This window comes from Endothiovibrio diazotrophicus, assembly GCF_054657215.1.
The window spans coordinates 1-15,413 of record NZ_BAAHXB010000131.1 but is presented as its reverse complement, the minus strand read 5'-3'; the positions used below and the strand labels follow the sequence as shown (position 1 = coordinate 15,413).

Annotated in this window: 14 protein-coding genes; 13 read left to right on the top strand and 1 reads right to left on the bottom strand. The window is 72.9% G+C overall.

Going from position 1 to position 15,413, the window contains the following annotated elements:
- Positions 1–96: 96 nt before the first annotated feature.
- Positions 97–699 carry an ABC transporter ATP-binding protein gene (locus tag ACYQ2W_RS22445; RefSeq protein ID WP_459872500.1) on the bottom strand — a complete coding sequence of 201 codons (603 nt, stop codon included), beginning with the start codon at positions 697–699 and terminating at the stop codon, positions 97–99.
- 435 nt (positions 700–1,134) lie between these two features.
- On the opposite strand from ACYQ2W_RS22445, the gene ACYQ2W_RS22440 reads away from it, so the two are divergent.
- From ACYQ2W_RS22440 to ACYQ2W_RS22380, 13 genes are all read left to right on the top strand, one after another.
- Positions 1,135–2,682: a type II secretory pathway protein gene (locus ACYQ2W_RS22440; protein ID WP_459872497.1), complete on the top strand. Its 1,548-nt coding sequence runs from the start codon at positions 1,135–1,137 to the stop codon at positions 2,680–2,682.
- Complete coding sequence (locus ACYQ2W_RS22435) at positions 2,679–3,443, top strand: tetratricopeptide repeat protein (RefSeq protein ID WP_459872494.1); 765 nt, start codon at positions 2,679–2,681, stop codon at positions 3,441–3,443. Before ACYQ2W_RS22440 ends, ACYQ2W_RS22435 begins: the two co-directional genes overlap by 4 nt.
- A complete protein-coding gene (locus tag ACYQ2W_RS22430) occupies positions 3,440–5,146 on the top strand; it encodes a GspE/PulE family protein (protein WP_459872491.1) in 1,707 nt (568 codons plus the stop codon). Before ACYQ2W_RS22435 ends, ACYQ2W_RS22430 begins: the two co-directional genes overlap by 4 nt.
- 29 nt (positions 5,147–5,175) lie before the next feature.
- Positions 5,176–6,369, top strand: a complete 1,194-nt coding sequence (locus ACYQ2W_RS22425) for a type II secretion system F family protein (RefSeq protein WP_459872488.1) — start codon at positions 5,176–5,178, stop codon at positions 6,367–6,369.
- A 258-nt stretch (positions 6,370–6,627) separates the two neighbouring features.
- A complete protein-coding gene (locus ACYQ2W_RS22420) occupies positions 6,628–7,902 on the top strand; it encodes a hypothetical protein (RefSeq protein ID WP_459872485.1) in 1,275 nt (424 codons plus the stop codon).
- The gene (locus ACYQ2W_RS22415) at positions 7,889–8,425 is read left to right on the top strand and encodes a hypothetical protein (protein ID WP_459872482.1); all 537 of its coding nucleotides are present in this window, start codon (positions 7,889–7,891) and stop codon (positions 8,423–8,425) included. Before ACYQ2W_RS22420 ends, ACYQ2W_RS22415 begins: the two co-directional genes overlap by 14 nt.
- Positions 8,422–8,784 carry a hypothetical protein gene (locus tag ACYQ2W_RS22410; RefSeq protein WP_459872480.1) on the top strand — a complete coding sequence of 121 codons (363 nt, stop codon included), beginning with the start codon at positions 8,422–8,424 and terminating at the stop codon, positions 8,782–8,784. The genes ACYQ2W_RS22415 and ACYQ2W_RS22410 overlap by 4 nt, the downstream gene beginning before the upstream one ends.
- Positions 8,781–9,929, top strand: a complete 1,149-nt coding sequence (locus ACYQ2W_RS22405; RefSeq protein ID WP_459872476.1) for a hypothetical protein — start codon at positions 8,781–8,783, stop codon at positions 9,927–9,929. The genes ACYQ2W_RS22410 and ACYQ2W_RS22405 overlap by 4 nt, the downstream gene beginning before the upstream one ends.
- On the top strand, positions 9,926–10,546 hold the full coding sequence (locus ACYQ2W_RS22400; protein WP_459872473.1) for a prepilin-type N-terminal cleavage/methylation domain-containing protein: 621 nt from the start codon (positions 9,926–9,928) through the stop codon (positions 10,544–10,546). Before ACYQ2W_RS22405 ends, ACYQ2W_RS22400 begins: the two co-directional genes overlap by 4 nt.
- 129 nt (positions 10,547–10,675) lie before the next feature.
- Entirely contained in the window at positions 10,676–11,323 is a 648-nt protein-coding gene (locus ACYQ2W_RS22395; RefSeq protein ID WP_459872470.1) for a type II secretion system protein, read from the top strand.
- A gap of 178 nt (positions 11,324–11,501) precedes the next feature.
- Positions 11,502–12,155: a prenyltransferase/squalene oxidase repeat-containing protein gene (locus tag ACYQ2W_RS22390; protein ID WP_459872467.1), complete on the top strand. Its 654-nt coding sequence runs from the start codon at positions 11,502–11,504 to the stop codon at positions 12,153–12,155.
- Positions 12,058–12,585: a carboxypeptidase-like regulatory domain-containing protein gene (locus tag ACYQ2W_RS22385; RefSeq protein ID WP_459872464.1), complete on the top strand. Its 528-nt coding sequence runs from the start codon at positions 12,058–12,060 to the stop codon at positions 12,583–12,585. The genes ACYQ2W_RS22390 and ACYQ2W_RS22385 overlap by 98 nt, the downstream gene beginning before the upstream one ends.
- The coding region (locus ACYQ2W_RS22380) for an FG-GAP-like repeat-containing protein (protein WP_459872461.1) at positions 12,492–15,413 on the top strand (2,922 nt) is incomplete at its 3' end. The genes ACYQ2W_RS22385 and ACYQ2W_RS22380, both read left to right, overlap by 94 nt.

Below are 15,413 nucleotides of genomic sequence, written 5' to 3'. Positions count from 1 at the left end.
GTGCGGAGTGCCGCAGCTCGAACATACCTGCGGGGGTGACCGAAGCGGCGCCGTCGCGGCCTAAGGGCCGCTCCCACAGGGAAGGCTGTTGCAGGTTCAACGGCCCGTCTCCTCCACCAGCCGCCCGCCGTCGATGCGGAAGCGGCGCTCGGCCACCCGGTCGAGCTGGGCCGGGTCGTGGCCGACCCAGATCACCGCCGCCTCGCGCTCCCGCCGGTAGTCGGCGATCAGCGCCTCCACTCGGGCGCCGTTGTCGTGGTCCAGATTGGCGGTGGGCTCGTCGAGCAGCAGCGCCTCCGGTTCGTTGGCCAGCAGGCGGGCCAGGGCCAGCCGCTGCTTCTCGCCGCTGGAGAGGCGGGAGACCTCCCATTCCAGTACTTCGCCATCGAAACCGAGGCGGTGCAGGCGCTCGGCGTCGACGCGCGGGAAGTGCTCGCCCACCCGGTCGTGCCACCACTGGCTCTCCGCCCCCAGCAGCCCCACCCGCCGCCGCCAGTGGGGAGCGGGCATCCCCTCTCGCACCTCTCCATTCAGGCTCACCGAACCTTCCGCGGGGTCCAGATCGGCGATCGCCCGCAACAGACGGCTCTTGCCGCTGCCCGAGGGGCCGCGCAGCGCGATGCACTCGCCCGCCGCCACGGTCAGCTCCAGCGGCTGGAGCAGATCGGTGGCGAGGGCGTGGAGGTGGAGGGCAGGCATGGGCGGCGGCAGGTGACAGGTGACAGGTGACAGGTGACAGGTGACAGGTGACAGATTAACCGGAGAGGGCGGTGGCGTCATCCTGCTCGGCGAAGGGGCGAAGGGGCGGAGAGCGGTGGGCGGTGGGCGGTGGGCGGTGGGCGGGCGGACGCCCCGGCCGGTCCCGCGTAGGTTGCCGCTACCGCGGCGACGCGAACGAGGGCAGCGGGGGGCGGGGCCGCATGTGCCTTGCCGGCCCCATCGCTCCTGCCCGAAAAAACGCCCTGCAACGGGAGGAAATCAGTTGTTTCTCACCGTCGTTGCGAAAACTCCCATGTCCCAGATAGGGAATATTTACCGACTGTGTCAGATGTCACTGTTTTATTCAGTAAGCATCTACATTTGGTGTTGTTAGGCTGCCTTTCCCGTTCTATCTTCGCCCTGGGATTTCGATCGATGGCAACCCGAAGGGAGGGCGAAGTGGAGGCGAGGCTGGGAGTCCTGGGACTGGTGATGGCGCTGGCGGCGGGCGGGTGCGCGGGGACGGGAGCGCGTCCCGTTCCGGCCTCGCCGCCAGCGGTCGCGCAAGCCGCGCCGCCGCCCGCCAGGTTGGCACCCCCTGCGTCCGAACCCTCGCCCGCGCCCCTGCCCGACCCGCTGCCGCCCCCCGCCGACGGCGCCGCGCCGCTCGCCCGCTACAGCGTCGCGGTGGAGGGGGTGGCGGTGCGCGAACTGCTCTTCGCCCTGGCCCGTGATGCCCACCTCAACCTGGACCTCCACCCCGCGGTGGAGGGAACGGTCACCCTCACCGCCGAGGAGCAGACCCTGCCGCGGATCCTCGACCGCATCGCCCGCCAACTCGACCTGCGCTACCGCCTCGACGGCGAGGACCTGGTGCTGGAGCCCGACACCCCGTTCGTCCGCCACTACCGGGTAGATCACCTCAACATGAGCCGCAGCGCCGAGGGGAGCGTCGGCGTCGCCACCCGCATCGCCACCACCGGCTCCGGCACCCCCAGCGCCCGGGGGGCCTCCGGCGGCGACAACAACTCCACCACCGCGCTCACCGACCGCAGCGACAACCGCTTCTGGGAGCGGCTCGGCGAGGGGCTGCGGGCGCTGGTCGGGGAGGGGGGCGAGATCTACCTCCACCCCGAAGGGGGCGTGGTGACGGTGCGCGCCAGCGCCGCCCGCCAGCGCGAGGTGGCGGCGCTGCTCGACGCCCTGGATGCCGGCGTCGGCCGCCAGGTGCTGATCGAGGCGACGGTGGTGGAGGTGGAGCTCTCCGACGACTATCAGGCCGGCGTCGACTGGCAGCGGCTGGGCGGCGACAGCGGCGCCTCCCTGGGACTGGAGCAGTCGCTGACCGCCGGCCGCCTGGGGGCGGCGCCGCTGTTCAGCGCCGCCCTCGACCTGGGGCGCGCCCTCGACCTCACCGCCACCCTGCGGCTGCTCGAACGCTTCGGCCGACTGCGGGTCCTCTCCCGTCCGCGGCTGACGGTGATGAACAACCAGACGGCGCTGCTCAAGGTGGTGGATAACCGGGTCTACTTCACCACCGAGGTGGAGGAGGAGGCCAACGACCAGGGGATCACCGTCCGCCGCAGCTACCGCACCACCGTCCACACCGTGCCGGTGGGACTGGTGATGAGCGTCACCCCGCAGATCGGCGAGGACCGCACGGTGACCCTCAACATCCGCCCGACGCTGTCGCGCATCCTGCGTTTCGTCCCCGATCCGAGCCCGCCGCTGGCCGAGGCAGGGGTCACCTCGCTGGTGCCGGAGGTCCAGGTGCGTGAGCTGGAGTTGGTGCTGAAGGTGGCCAGCGGCCGGGTGGCGGTACTCGGCGGGCTGATGCGCGAGAGTCTCGAGCGCGGCCGCGACGGCGTGCCGGGGCTCCACTCCCTGCCGCTGATCGGCGACCTCTTCGCCTACCGCGCCGACCACCGCAGCAAGAGCGAGCTGGTGATCCTGCTGCGTCCGCTAGTGGTGGGGGCGACGTGAGCGGGGCGCTTCCGTTTCCGCTGGCGGCCCGCGCCGCGCCCCGCGGCTGGCGGCTGCGCAGGGGCGTGCGCCGGTCGGCATGGGCGCTGCTCTGGGCGGCGACGCTGGGGGGGGCCGCCTGGCCCTACCTGACGCTCTATCGGGAGTACCGCCCGCCGCCGCACCCCGTGCGGCAGGCGCCGGCGGAAGGGGCACCTGCCGCCGCCCCGCCCGCCCCGCCGGCGGCGCCGGCCGGCACGGCGCAACCGATGGACGCCCCGCCCACCGCGGTGGCGGGGATGCCGCCTCCCGCGGTGGTGGTGAAGCGGAGCGAGGCGACCCCGCCCGCCGCGCCGACCCGCGGCGAACGACTCGCCTCCGACGGACGATGGACGGAGGCGGCGACGTGGTACCGGCGGCGGCTGGACGACGAGCCGGGTTGGCTCGACGGCTGGGCCGGGCTCGCCGCGGCGCTGACGGCCGTTGGGCACGGCGATCAGGCCGCCGCGGCGTGGCGTCATCTGCAAGCCCTCGCCCCGCTGGATCGCCGCGCCGCCGCCGGACTGGCGCTGGCCGAGCCGTCGGCGCGGGCCGAACGGCGCCTGCGGGCCCTGCTGCGGGAGGGGCGGGAGCCGTGGTTGCTGGCCGCCCTGGGGCGGCTGCGGGCGGTCGCCGGCGACCGCGCCGGGGCGCTGGCCGCCTACCGCGAGGCACTGCGCCGTGCCCCGGGCGACGGGCGCCTGCGGGCCGTGGTGGCCCAGCTGACGGTGGAGGCGGAATGAACGACCCGCACCTCCGCCCGTCCGCCGGCGGCCTCGCCGCCGAGGGGCTCGACCCGTTGGCCCGCCGCCTGTTGCAGGAGGGCCACCTCAGCAGCGACCAGTTGCGCATCGCCGAGCGGGAGCGTCGCCAGCGCGGCATCCCGCTGGCGCGGGCGCTGAGCGAGCTGGAGCTGGTGGGGGGCGACCTGCTGCGCCGGCTGCGCGGCGAGGAGGCGGGGCTGCCAACCCTCGCCCTGGAGCGCCTGGTGGCCGACCCGGAGGCCCTCGCCCGGTTGCCGGAGGCGCTGGCCCGCCGCTGTCGAGCGGTACCGGTCTCCATCGACGGCGACCGGCTGCGCCTGGCGATGGTCGACGGCCGCGACCTGCCTGCCCTCGATCGTCTGCACGCCCACCTCGCCGGCTGCCGACTGGAGCTGTTCCAGGCCGACGAGGCGGAGGTGGAGGCGGCCATCGAGCGGCTCTACGGCTATGCCTACCGGGTGGAGGCGATCCTCGCCGAGCTGGATGGGGCGGGGGAGGGGGCGGCCTCCGCCGGCGCCGCTCGCGCCGACCACCGCCACCCGGTGGTGCGGCTGGTCGACGCCCTGCTCGGCGAGGCGGTGGCCGCCGGTGCCTCCGATCTCCATTTCCAGCCGGAGCGCGGCGCACTGCGCATCCGCCAGCGGGTCGATGGTGTGCTGGTCGACCTGCGCACCCTCCACGCCGGGCTCTGGCCCGCCATGGCGGTGCGCCTCAAGGTGATGGGCGGGCTCGACATCGCCGACGTACGCACCCCGCGGGAGGGGCGCTTCAGCCGGCTCATCCACGGCCGCGCGATGGACCTGCGGGTCTCCTCCCTGCCCACCCTCCACGGCGAGAACCTGGTGCTGCGGCTGCTCGACCGCGAGCGGGGCATTCCGCCCCTGGAGGCGCTCGGTCTGGAGGCGCGGGACCTCGAAGCCCTGCGCCGGCTGGCCGCCCGTCCCGAGGGGATGGTGCTGGTCAGCGGTCCCACCGGCAGCGGCAAGACCACCACCCTCTACGCCCTGCTGCAGGGGCTGGACCGCGACGCCCTCAACGTGATGACCCTGGAGGACCCGGTGGAGTATCCGCTCCCCGGCATCCGCCAGAGCACCATCCGCGAGGGCGCCGGTTTCGGCTTTGCCGATGGGGTGCGCGCGCTGCTCCGCCAGGACCCCGACGTGATCCTGATCGGCGAGATCCGCGACGCCGGGACCGCGGCGATGGCGCTGCGCGCCACCCTCACCGGCCACCGCGTCTATGCCACCCTCCACGCCGCCTCCGCCCCTGCGGTGGTGCCGCGGCTCACCGAGCTGGGACTGTCCCCCGGGCTGCTCGCCGAGCACCTCGCCGGGGTCCTCTCCCAGCGCCTGGTGCGTCGCCTCTGCCTCCATTGCCGGCGACGCTACCGCGCCGACGGTGCCGAGCGGGCGTGGGCCGGCGGCGCCGAGTGGCTGTGGCGGGCGGAGGGCTGCGAGCGCTGCGCCGGCCGCGGCTACCACGGCCGGGTGGCGCTGCTGGAGCTGTTGATCCCCGACGAGGCGCTGGCCGAGCTGCTCGCCTACGGCGCCCCGCCGCGGGAGTTGCGCCGTGCCGCCGCCGCCTGCGGCTACCGCACCCTGGCCGAGGCGGGGCGCTCGCGGCTGCGCAGCGGGGAGACCAGCCTCGCCGAGCTGGCGCGGGTGGTGGAGCTGGCGGAGTAGGTGCCGGTGCGCGGTGGCGGAGTGGATTGATGGCGCGCTTCCGCTACCGGGCGGTGGCCGCCGACGGCCGGCTCTGCCACGGCGAGCGGGAGGCGGCCGGGCGGACGGCGCTGGCCGACGCGCTGCGCCGGGAGGGGGTGACCCTGCTGCGGGCGCGGCCGCTGGCCGGCGGGGGGCGCTTGCGCCTCGCCCCCCGCGAGCGGCTGGAGCTGTGGTTTGTGGTGGGCCAGTTGCTGGAGGCGGGGTTGCCGCTGGACGAGACCTTGCGCGAGCTGGAAGCGCCCCACCACGCCGCCCCCCTGCGGCGGCTGGCCGGCGCCCTGCGGGTACGGGTGGAGGGCGGCGCGGCGCTGTCGGCGGCGCTCGCCGACCACCCCGCGGCGGTGGATCCGCTGGCGGTGGCCCTGGTGGCGGTGGGGGAGCGCAGCGGTGAGCTGGCCGAGGTGGCGGCGCGGCTCCACCGCGAACTGGCGTGGCGGGCGGAGCTGGCCGGGCGGCTGCAGCGGCTGCTGCTCTACCCGGCGGTGACCCTGGCGGTGGTCGGCGGGGTGACCCTCTTCCTGCTGCTGGAGGTGGTCCCCGGGCTCGCCGCCCTGGGCAGCGCCCTCGGCCGGCCACCGTCGGCGGAGACCCGCTGGCTGCTCGCGGCCGGGCGGTGGGCGGGGATCCTGCTCCCGCTGCTGGCGGTGGCAGCTCCGCCGCTGCTCCTCGCGGGGACGCTGATTTTGCGGCGAAGTGAGCGATTGCTTACGATCCGGGACCGCTGGCTTCTGGGCGTTTGGTGGATCGGTCCCCAGCTGCGCCGGGCGGCGCTCGCCCGGCTGGCCCGCGCCCTCGCCCTGATGTATCGCGCCGGACTGCCGCTGCTGGAGGCCCTGGCGGTGGCGGCCCGGGTGGCGGGCAACCGCGCGGTGGCGGCGGCGACGGCGCGGGTTCTCGGAGCGGTGGAGCGGGGGACGCCGCTCAGTGAAGCGTTCGCCGGGGCGGAGCTGTTCCCGCCGCTGCTGGTGCGGATGGTCGCCCTTGGCGAGCGTAGCGGCGGCCTCGACCGCGCCCTCGGGCGGGTCGCCGAGCTGGAGGAACAGGCCCTGCGCGAGGCCCTGGAGCGGGCCGCCGCCCTGCTGGAGCCGCTGCTCACCCTCCTGCTGGGCGGCCTCCTCGGCGGCGTCGTGCTGGCGGTGATGGGGCCGCTGTTCGACCTCATCGGCTCCCTCGGGCGGTAAGGGGCCCCGTCCTCCTGAGGGCGTCGGTGACCCGTAGGTCGGCGCTACCGCGCCGACGTGATCGGGGGCAGCGGGGTGTGATTCCCCCGGGTCCTTTCCGAAAGCGACCTCCGTTCGGAGAGCGAGGTCGCCGAACTCGGGCGACGGTGCCCTCGTTCACGTCGGCGCAGTAGCGCCGACCTACGCGATGCCCGCGGCTACCCGTCGGCGGGAAGGTCCACCCGACGCCCTGACGAAACGGAGGAGAGCGATTCGACCATGGAGATCCTGCGCCTGCTATGGCTCTCCCCCGCCGGGGTGACGGTGATCGAGCGGCGCGACGGCGCCCTCGTCGAACCGTGCCACTTCCCGGCTGGCGAGCGCGCGGCCCTTGCCCACCACCTCGCCGCCACCCCCCGCGGTCGCTGGCGGCTGGTGGTGGAGCGGGGCGAGGAGGAGTGTCGGCTGGAACGGCTGCCGCGGCTGCGCGGCGGGGATCGCCGCCGGCTGCTGGCCGCCACCGCCGAGCGGCTCTTCCCCGACACCCCCTACCGCCACCGGGAGCGGATCGACGTCGCGGAGGGGGAGGAGCGGTGGGGGTTCAGCGCCCTCAACGACCCACACCCCTTGGCCGAGCTGACGGAGCTGGCGGGCGGGCCGCCGGAGGTGGTCACCACGCCGACCCGCCTGCTGCCGCTGCTGCTGCAACGGCTGGGGGAGACGGCCGGCGAGCGGCTGGTGGCGTGGCGCACCTGGGGCGGCGGCCTGCGTCTGGTGCTGCTGCGCGGAGGCCGCCCGGTGGCGACCCGCCTGGCGCCGGCGGAGGCCGCGCTGGACGACGAGCTGGCCGCCACCCGCGCCTACCTGGAGCGGCTCGGGGTGTGGCCGCAACGGGCGGCGGAGCCGCTGCGCCTGGACGGCGCCGTCGACCGGGCGGAGAACGCCGTCGAGGGGCGGCCCTTCGCCGACCCGCTGTTCGCCCTCCTCGCCCTGGAGTCGCCGCGGCCGCCGGGCTATGGGCGGTCGCGTCCCGCCCGGCTCCCGGCCCTGCCGGCGTTTATCGCCCTGTCCCTGCTGGCCGCCGCTGGTGGACTGGGTGCCGCGGCCCTGGAGGCGCAGCGGCAGGCGTCGCAACTGGAGCGGGCGCTGGCCCACACCTCTCCCGCCGCAACCGTGGAGGAGGTCGCGGCGCGCCGGCGGGTGGCGGCGGTGGAGCGGGCCGAGGCGCTGCGCCCCCATGCACTGCGGGCCGCGCCGCTGCTCGGTCGGCTGGGGCGGGTGCTGGAGGCGTTCCCGTCGCTGGCCGTGGAGCGCTTGGCATGGCGCGCCGGGGCGGAGGGTGAGGCGCTCCTGCTGGAGCTGGCGGGCCGGCTACCGGCTGGCGATGCCGGCGAGGCGGTGCAGGCCCTGGCCCAACGGCTGCGCAACGAACGGGGGGTGATGGCGGTGACGGTGACCCGCCCGCCGCCACCGGTGGAGGGGTTCGGCGACGGGGAGGCGACGCTCCCCTTCGCGCTACGGCTGGAGTTGAGGGGGGAGGATGATTGGCGTTGAGAGGCGGGGAATTCGCTGGTTGCCGCCGCTCGCCGCGCTGCTCCTGGTGGCGGCCGGCGGCTGGCTGTACCAGCGCGCCGAAGGGCGCCTGGCGGACGCCCGCGCCGCCGCCCTTCAGGCGACGGCGGCGCGGCAGGCGGCACAGCGGGCCCACCGTCTGCTGGCCGAATACGCCCTTCGCCACCGGGCGCTGAGCGACCTCGGGGCGCTCGTCGGCGAGAACGCAGGCACGACGGAGTGGCCCGCTACCCTGCCGCCGCCGGGCGAGGGGACGGCGCGTCTCCGCCCGGGGCCGGTGGAGCCCTATCCGCCGGTGGCGGGGGCCTTCGCCCAAGGGGCGGTGGCCCGTCTGACGCTGCCCGACGAAGGGGCCCTGGTGGCGTGGCTGGAGGGGGTGCGCAACGGCGGCCGGGGGCTGCTGCGGGTGGAGGGGTGCGAGCTGCAGCGTCGAGGCGAGGGCGACCTGCTGGCGGAGTGCCGCCTCCGCCGCCTCTTCGTGGTGGAGCGGGAGGGGGCATCGTGAGGTGGTGGCTGCTCCTTCCCGGTGTCCTGGTGTCCGTCGTCGTCCACGGGGCCGACGATGGGTTGGGGCGGCTCTTCACCACCCCCGCCGAGCGCGCAGAGCGGGGTGGGGCGATGCACGGTCCGCGCCTGGAGGGGCTGGCGCGCCGGGCGGGGGGGGCGGTGGCGCTGTGGATCGACGGCCGGCGCGTCGCGGTGGGCGATGGACTCCCTGCCGGTGGACGGGTGGTGGCGGTGGAGGGGCGGCGGGTGGTCGTGGAACGGGCCGGCGTGCGACGGGCGTTGCGGGTGGGTGAAAGGTTGGAAGGCGCCGCGGAGGGCGTATCCGGCGGGAAGGCCGATGGCGGGGGCGGAGGATGAGGAGGGACGGGCTTCCCGGGGCCGCCCGCGGTGCGGTGCTGCTGCTCGCCCTGGTGGCCCTGGCGGGGCTCGCCGCGGCACTCCTCTGGCGGCTGGAGACGGCGGCGGAGCGGCTGCAGCGTGAGCGCCGCGCCGTGGGCATGGCGGCGCTGGCCGAGGCGCGCGAGGCGCTGCTCGGCTACGCCCTGCGCGACGCCAGCCGCCCCGGCGAGCTGCCCTGCCCCGACTACGACCGCGATGGGGTGATCCGTATCGCCGGCAGTCAGCGGGACTACCGGGGCAGCCGTTGCCGCAGCGACGTGGATGGGGTGGTCGGGCCCGGCTGGCTTCCCTGGCGCACCCTCGGCCTGCCGCCGCTGCGCGATGGCTACGGCGAACCCCTCTGGTACGTGGTGGACGACGCCTACCACGCCAACGGCGCCGTGCCGCTCAACAGCGATACCCCTGGCGCGCTGACCCTCGACGGGGTGGGCGAGCAGGTCGCCCTGCTGATCGCGCCGGGTCCGGTCGCCGCGGGAGAGGAGCGGCCGACGGCGGGGTTCGATGCCCTGCTCCATCGCGAACGTTATCTCGAGGGGGAAAATGGCGACGGCGACCTCGATTACCGGCGTGGCGATGGGGGCGACCTGCTGCTCGCGCTGGACCGCAACGAGCTGATGGCGCCGGTGGAGGCGCGGGTGGTGGCCGAGCTGGCGGCACTGCTTGCCGCCTACCGTGCCGCCTGCGGGGTCTATCCCGACGCCGCCCCCTTCGGCGCCCCGCTGGTCAGCGTTGCCGGCGACCGCGAGGGGCGCCTGCCGCTGGACGGTGCCACCCCCTACGCCTGGGGCGCCATCTGCCCCGACGGCCCGGCGCCCCGGCCCCCCGCGTGGATGGCGGCGTGGGCGCCGCTGCTCTACTACGCCTTCGCCGTCGCGGACTGCACCGCCGGCGTCGACTGCCTGTGGCTCACCGGCGACGGTGCCGCGCGGAGCAATGTGGAGGCCGTCGCCCTGGTCGCCGGCGCCGACCTGAGCGGTGCCCGCCCGTCGACCCGCCTCGGCGACTACCTGGAGGGGGAGAACGCCACCCCCGGCGACCGCCACTTCGAGCGGCGCCACGGCGACCCCGCCTTCAACGACCGGTTGCGGGTGGTGGCGCCGTGAGGGGGCCGCCCAACTCCACCCCGAGCGGCTTCAGTCTGGTGGAGATGGCGCTGGTGCTGCTGATCCTCGGGCTGATGCTGGGCGGGCTGATGGAGCCGTTGAAGGTGAGCCGTGAGGTTGCCGTCGCGGCCGAGCGTGACGTCCTGCTGGTGGAGGCCGAGGAGGCGCTGTTCGGCTTTGCGCTGGTCAATGGCCGCCTCCCCTGCGCCGACAGCGACGGTGACGGATTCGAGGAGTACCCCTGCCCGGCGACACGGGTGGCGTGGCTGCCGTGGCGCGACCTGGGGCTGCGCCGGGGCGGTCGCGACCCGTGGGGCGGCGCATTGCGCTACGGGGTGAGCGGCGGCTTCGCCGAGCGCATCGAGCTGACCTCCAACGGCACCCTGAAGGTGTGTGAAGAGGCCGCCTGCACCACCCGGCTGGCCACCGATCTGCCCGCGGTGATCCTCACCACCGGCCCCCGCGCCGAGGCCGCATCGGCGGAGGAGCGGGAGAACCTCGACGACGACACCACCTTCGTCCTCCGCCCCCCCTCGGCCGCCTTCGACGACCACCTCCGCTGGCTCCCCACCAACCGCCTCCTCAACCGCCTGGTCGCCGCCGGGGTGGTGCCTTGATCGTTGGCAAAAAAACGAGAAACGAAACCACCGATCCGGATGGGTGGCACGTCGGAGATGAACGACGCGGCCCAGCGTACAGAACAACTTCGTGTGGAACCGAAAAACAACCGACAAGGAGAAACGAAGATGAGAAGAAACAGTGGATTCACTTTGATCGAATTGGCGATTGTGCTGGTGATCGTCGGCCTGCTGCTCGGCGGGGTGATGAAGGGGCAGCAGTTGATCGACGGGGCGCGGGTGCGCAACGTGATCGCCCAGTTGGAGGCGCAGCGCTCGGCGATCCTCGCCTTTCGCGACCGCTACGGCGCGCTCCCCGGAGACCTCTCCCGCGCCTCCACCCTGCTCGACGCCGCGGCCGCCGACGGCGACGGCAACGGCCGCATCGACTCCAACGCCGAGCGCGCCGCGGTGTGGCAACACCTCGCGCTCGCCGGCCTGCTCCGCGGCAGCTACGACGGCATCGGCGTGAGCAGCGTATGGAACGGTTGTCCCATCACCACCTGCCCACGCAACACCCTCGGCGGCGACATCCTCTACAACTGGGGCCAACAGGCGAGCGGGCCGGGCAGCGAGCGCAACGAACTGCGCAGCGGCGGCCGCCTGCCGGCGGCGCTGCTCGCCGAGATCGACCGCCGTATCGACGACGGCGACGCCTCAGGCGGTGACTTCCGCGCCGCCGACTACAACGCGGCGGAGTGCCTCAGCGGTGGTCAATGGAAGCTCTCCGCCGATGCCCCCGCTGCCGACTGTGCCGGTGTGCTGCTTTTCTACTGATCCACCCTTCCCTTCAGGCTGGAGGGCGGACGTCACCCCACCCGCGGTGACGGGATCTCCTCGCTTACCGTTGGCGTTACCGCTCCGATGTGAACGAAGGACGCGGGGCGTACCGTCGGGATGGCCTTGCCCACCGGAACGCCCTGCTCGGAAACTGTAGCGAGGGCGTGAAAGGGCGGTGCCCCCGTTCGTGTCGGCGCGGCAGCGCCGATCGGGCGAGGCATCCGCCGGCTACGTCTATCTGACGACCTCCTCGGAGGCGAGTACCGAGACTCTCTCGCGCCTGCTGGTTGCCGCCTCCGAGCGGGGAGAGGCGACCGTATCGCTGGAGGAGGCGCTGCTCGCCAGACAGGGACGAGGGGGCGGGTTCGGCGACTATCCCGGATACGACGAGACGCCGTTGGCGACGGCGTACGCGTTGATGGCGTTGGCGCGCACCGGATATGCCGCGAGTCCGCTCGCCGAGGGCGCGATCCTCTATCTTCTCGATCGCCGGGATGCCCTTGGCCGCTGGGAAGGTAGTTCGGAAGAGGATACGTTCCGACGGTCGACGGTGGTGCTCGATGCGCTCAATCGCTATCGCTTCCGTTACGCGCTCTCCGATACCTTGGCCCTTTCGGACGACTATCTCCTGTCGGAGCTTGCCGCGCGAAGTGGTGCCATGGACCCGGCCACCCTCTCCGCCGCGCTGTTGGCGCTCGCGCCCGGCGCCGCCCATCGCGAGGGGTATCCCGATGCAGCGGCCCGGCTCCAGGGGATGCAGGGCGACGACGGCAGCTGGGCGAACAGTGTCTACGCCACCGCCTTGGCGGCGTGTGCCCTCCTCAGATAAGGCGACGGCTTCCCCGCAGGTCGAGGCGCCGGCGGTGGTCAGTGGCCGGGTGACGGACGCCTTCACCGGGGCCCCCTTGGCGGGGGCGACGCTTTCGGTTGCCGGCGACGCTTCGGTCGTCACCGACGCTACCGGCTACTACCAGTTCACCGGGCTCGTTCCGGGGAGCGCCGGTATCGCCGTCGAGGCGGCGGGCTACCTTGCCGCCTCCGTCTCCCTCGCTACGGGTTCGGTCGAGCGTATCGACTTCGCGCTCTCGCCCGATCCCACGCCGCGGCCGACCTGTCCGCGGGAGGCGCTTCTGCAGTCTATAGCGATCGGGACGGCGCCTTCGAGATGGACGCCCTCTTACCGGGCAGGCGCACGCTCAGCGCCACCGCCGAGGGGTATCGGCCCAGTACGCTGGTGGTCGAGATTGAGGCGGGGATGAGCGCCGGTGTGAGTCTCCTGTTGGTTCGCGATGCGGAGCCGGCGACGGTGACCGTGGGCGGGCGGGTGGTCGACGGCGTTGATGGATCCCCGATTGCGGAGGTCGTCGTCGCCTTGCGCGCGGGAGGAGAACTCGCCCACACCACGGCCGACGGTGCTTTCCTCCTTCCCGGAATCGAGGCCCGGTCGATGGAGATTCAGGTGGAGAAGAGGGGCTACACGCCCGTCGCTGTCGCGGTCGACGCCACCGCGGGAGGGATGATCGACCTCGGCGAGATCGTGTTGCTCGCCTACACCTCCCCGCCCGGCGATCCCGGCGCCTCCTTGCCCGATCTCTCCATCGGCACCTTCGATGTCACCGGTGTGCGTACCAACATCCAGACGCTACGCCTCTCCGGCGAAGCGGTCGTTACGGTCGCCAACGGTGGCGCGCGTGCCCCCGCCACCATCCCCTACGTGACCCTTTTCGAGGACGTGGACGGCGACGGCGCCTATCGCGAGGGGGTCGATACCTTCCTCGGCGCTCGCAGCCTGCCGGGGAGTCCCGAGGCGGGTGATTCGATCTCCTTCACCATGGCCGTCAACGGTACGGTCCGTTTTCGCGATGCCCCCCTCCACCTCTTCGTGGACAGCGCGGAGGCGGTGGAGGAAGGGAACGAACTCAACAATATCGCATCGAGTCTCGACATCTACCGGGGCGGGATGAGTATCGGAACCCTCGCTCCCGGCGAAAAGTGGCACTGGAGTGCCAGTCCCGTCGCGTCGGATTACGTCCAAGTGATGAGTGCTCCGGTGGTCGCCCAGACCAACGACGACAATCAGGATGGCGTGGTCGATGAACGGGACATCCCCGACGTGATCTTCGTCGCCCACCCCGATAATCGGGACTCCTATCCGAAGGGTATGTTGCGCATCGTCAGCGGGGACGACGGCCGGGAACTGGCGAACAACAACCTTTCCGCCTACCGGCTCACGGCCTACGCCTCCCCCGCCGCCGCCGATCTCGACGGAGACGGTCGGATCGAGATCGTGGCCTCTGCTCAAGGGGGAGGGCTGATCGCCTTCGAGCACGATGGGACTTTCAAGTGGCGCGCGGACCCCGCCTATTTCCGCGGCGGTTGGGACATCGGTGCCCCCGTCATCGCCGACCTCGATGGTGATGGCCGTCCCGAGATCATCCACGGCGCGACCGTGTTGCGTGCCGACGGTTCTCTCTATTGGCGTGGCTCCGGCTCGTTCATCGGTGACAACCACCCCGATCAGGACACGCCGAGTCCCATCTCCATCGTCGCTGACCTCGACCTCGACGGGACTCCCGAGGTGATTGCCGGCGGCTCCGTATATTCGTCCGACGGTGAACTGCGCTGGCAGAACACCGAAGCCGGTGACGGTTTCGCCGCGGTGGCCAACCTCGACGACGATCCCGAAGGGGAGATCGTGCTGGTCTCCAGTGGGCGGATCATGGTGCTGGATCACCAAGGGGGGCTGGTGTGGGGGCCGATCCGCATGCCCGGAATGGGGGCGCGCAACTATGGCGGCGCGCCGACCGTCGCCGATATGGATGGCGACGGTCGCCCGGAGATCGGGGTCGCCGGCGGCTCCAACTATCTGGTGTTCAACCACGATGGCACCCTGCTGTGGTCGGCGCAGAGTCGCGATTACAGCTCCGGCATGACCGGCTCGACGGTGTTCGACTTCGACGGCGACGGCCTTGCCGAGGTGGTCTACGGGGACGAGGAGTTCCTGCGGATCTACCGCGGGACCGATGGTGAAGTGCTGCATGAGATCCCCAATACCACCGGAACCTCCTACGAGTTGCCGGTGGTGGCCGACGTGGACAACGACGGCCACGCCGATATCGTGGTGGCGGCCAATATTCGCTACAGCGGTCCCGGAGGCGATAACGGCATTCGGGTCTTCAGCGGCCGCAGCGGCTCCTGGCTGAGCACCCGCAGGGTGTGGAATCAGCACAGCTACCACATCGCCAATATCGGCGAGGACGGGGTCGTCCCCGCGGTCGAACCCGTCAGTTGGCGCGGACACAACACCTATCGTCTCAACGCCTTCCCCGACGGACGGGAGCACGCGTTACACGACCTGAGTGCCGCCCGCCTGCGGATCGACGAGGTGGATGCCGGCGTACGGTTGACCGCGCGGGCCGGCAACGGGGGAAATCTCCCCGCCCCCGAAGGCGCAACGCTTACCTTCTACGAGGGAGACCCTTCCGGCGGTGGCGTTGCGTTGGGAAGCCGCACGGTGTCCGGGATCGCCGCCGGCGACTTCCTGGATGTCACGCTCACCGTAGCGACGCTGAGCGGCGGCGGGGATATCTATGCCGTGGTGGACCCCGACGACCGGATCGGGGAGATCCGTGAAGGAAACAGCCTCGCCCGGCTGCCCGTGTTGCCTCAGACCATCCGCGGGGGGATCTCCGTCGCTACCGACGCGTCGACCTACCACCCCGACGACGATGTGCTGCTGACGGCCGAGGTCGCCAACCCGGCGGCTCTCCCCGGCGACTATCGGGCCGAGTTGCGTATCGAGGACCACCAGGGCGTGGTGATCCGGACCTTTGGCCCCCTTCCCAGCGGCGTGGTTCCAGGCGAGGGAAGCGTCCGGCTGACGCAGACCTGGAATAGCGGAACCCTCCTGGCCGGCTCCTACCGTCTCCATGGTCTGCTCTATGGTCTCGACGGCAGCCGCTTGGCCGAGGGCTCGAGCGAGTTCACCCACGACCCCGATGCCGGGCCCGTGGTGGGGTTGCGCGTCGGCACCGACCGCCCCCGCTACCACACCCGCGACCGCCTGATCATCGATGCCTTGGTTAGC

Coding starts and splice junctions, on each gene's coding strand:
- ACYQ2W_RS22445 (WP_459872500.1), bottom strand. CDS start 699: ATGCCTGCCCTCCACCTCCACGCCCTCGCCACCGATCTGCTCCAGCCG.
- ACYQ2W_RS22440 (WP_459872497.1), top strand. CDS start 1,135: ATGGCAACCCGAAGGGAGGGCGAAGTGGAGGCGAGGCTGGGAGTCCTG.
- ACYQ2W_RS22430 (WP_459872491.1), top strand. CDS start 3,440: ATGAACGACCCGCACCTCCGCCCGTCCGCCGGCGGCCTCGCCGCCGAG.
- ACYQ2W_RS22425 (WP_459872488.1), top strand. CDS start 5,176: ATGGCGCGCTTCCGCTACCGGGCGGTGGCCGCCGACGGCCGGCTCTGC.
- ACYQ2W_RS22420 (WP_459872485.1), top strand. CDS start 6,628: ATGGAGATCCTGCGCCTGCTATGGCTCTCCCCCGCCGGGGTGACGGTG.
- ACYQ2W_RS22415 (WP_459872482.1), top strand. CDS start 7,889: ATGATTGGCGTTGAGAGGCGGGGAATTCGCTGGTTGCCGCCGCTCGCC.
- ACYQ2W_RS22405 (WP_459872476.1), top strand. CDS start 8,781: ATGAGGAGGGACGGGCTTCCCGGGGCCGCCCGCGGTGCGGTGCTGCTG.
- ACYQ2W_RS22395 (WP_459872470.1), top strand. CDS start 10,676: ATGAGAAGAAACAGTGGATTCACTTTGATCGAATTGGCGATTGTGCTG.
- ACYQ2W_RS22385 (WP_459872464.1), top strand. CDS start 12,058: ATGCAGCGGCCCGGCTCCAGGGGATGCAGGGCGACGACGGCAGCTGGG.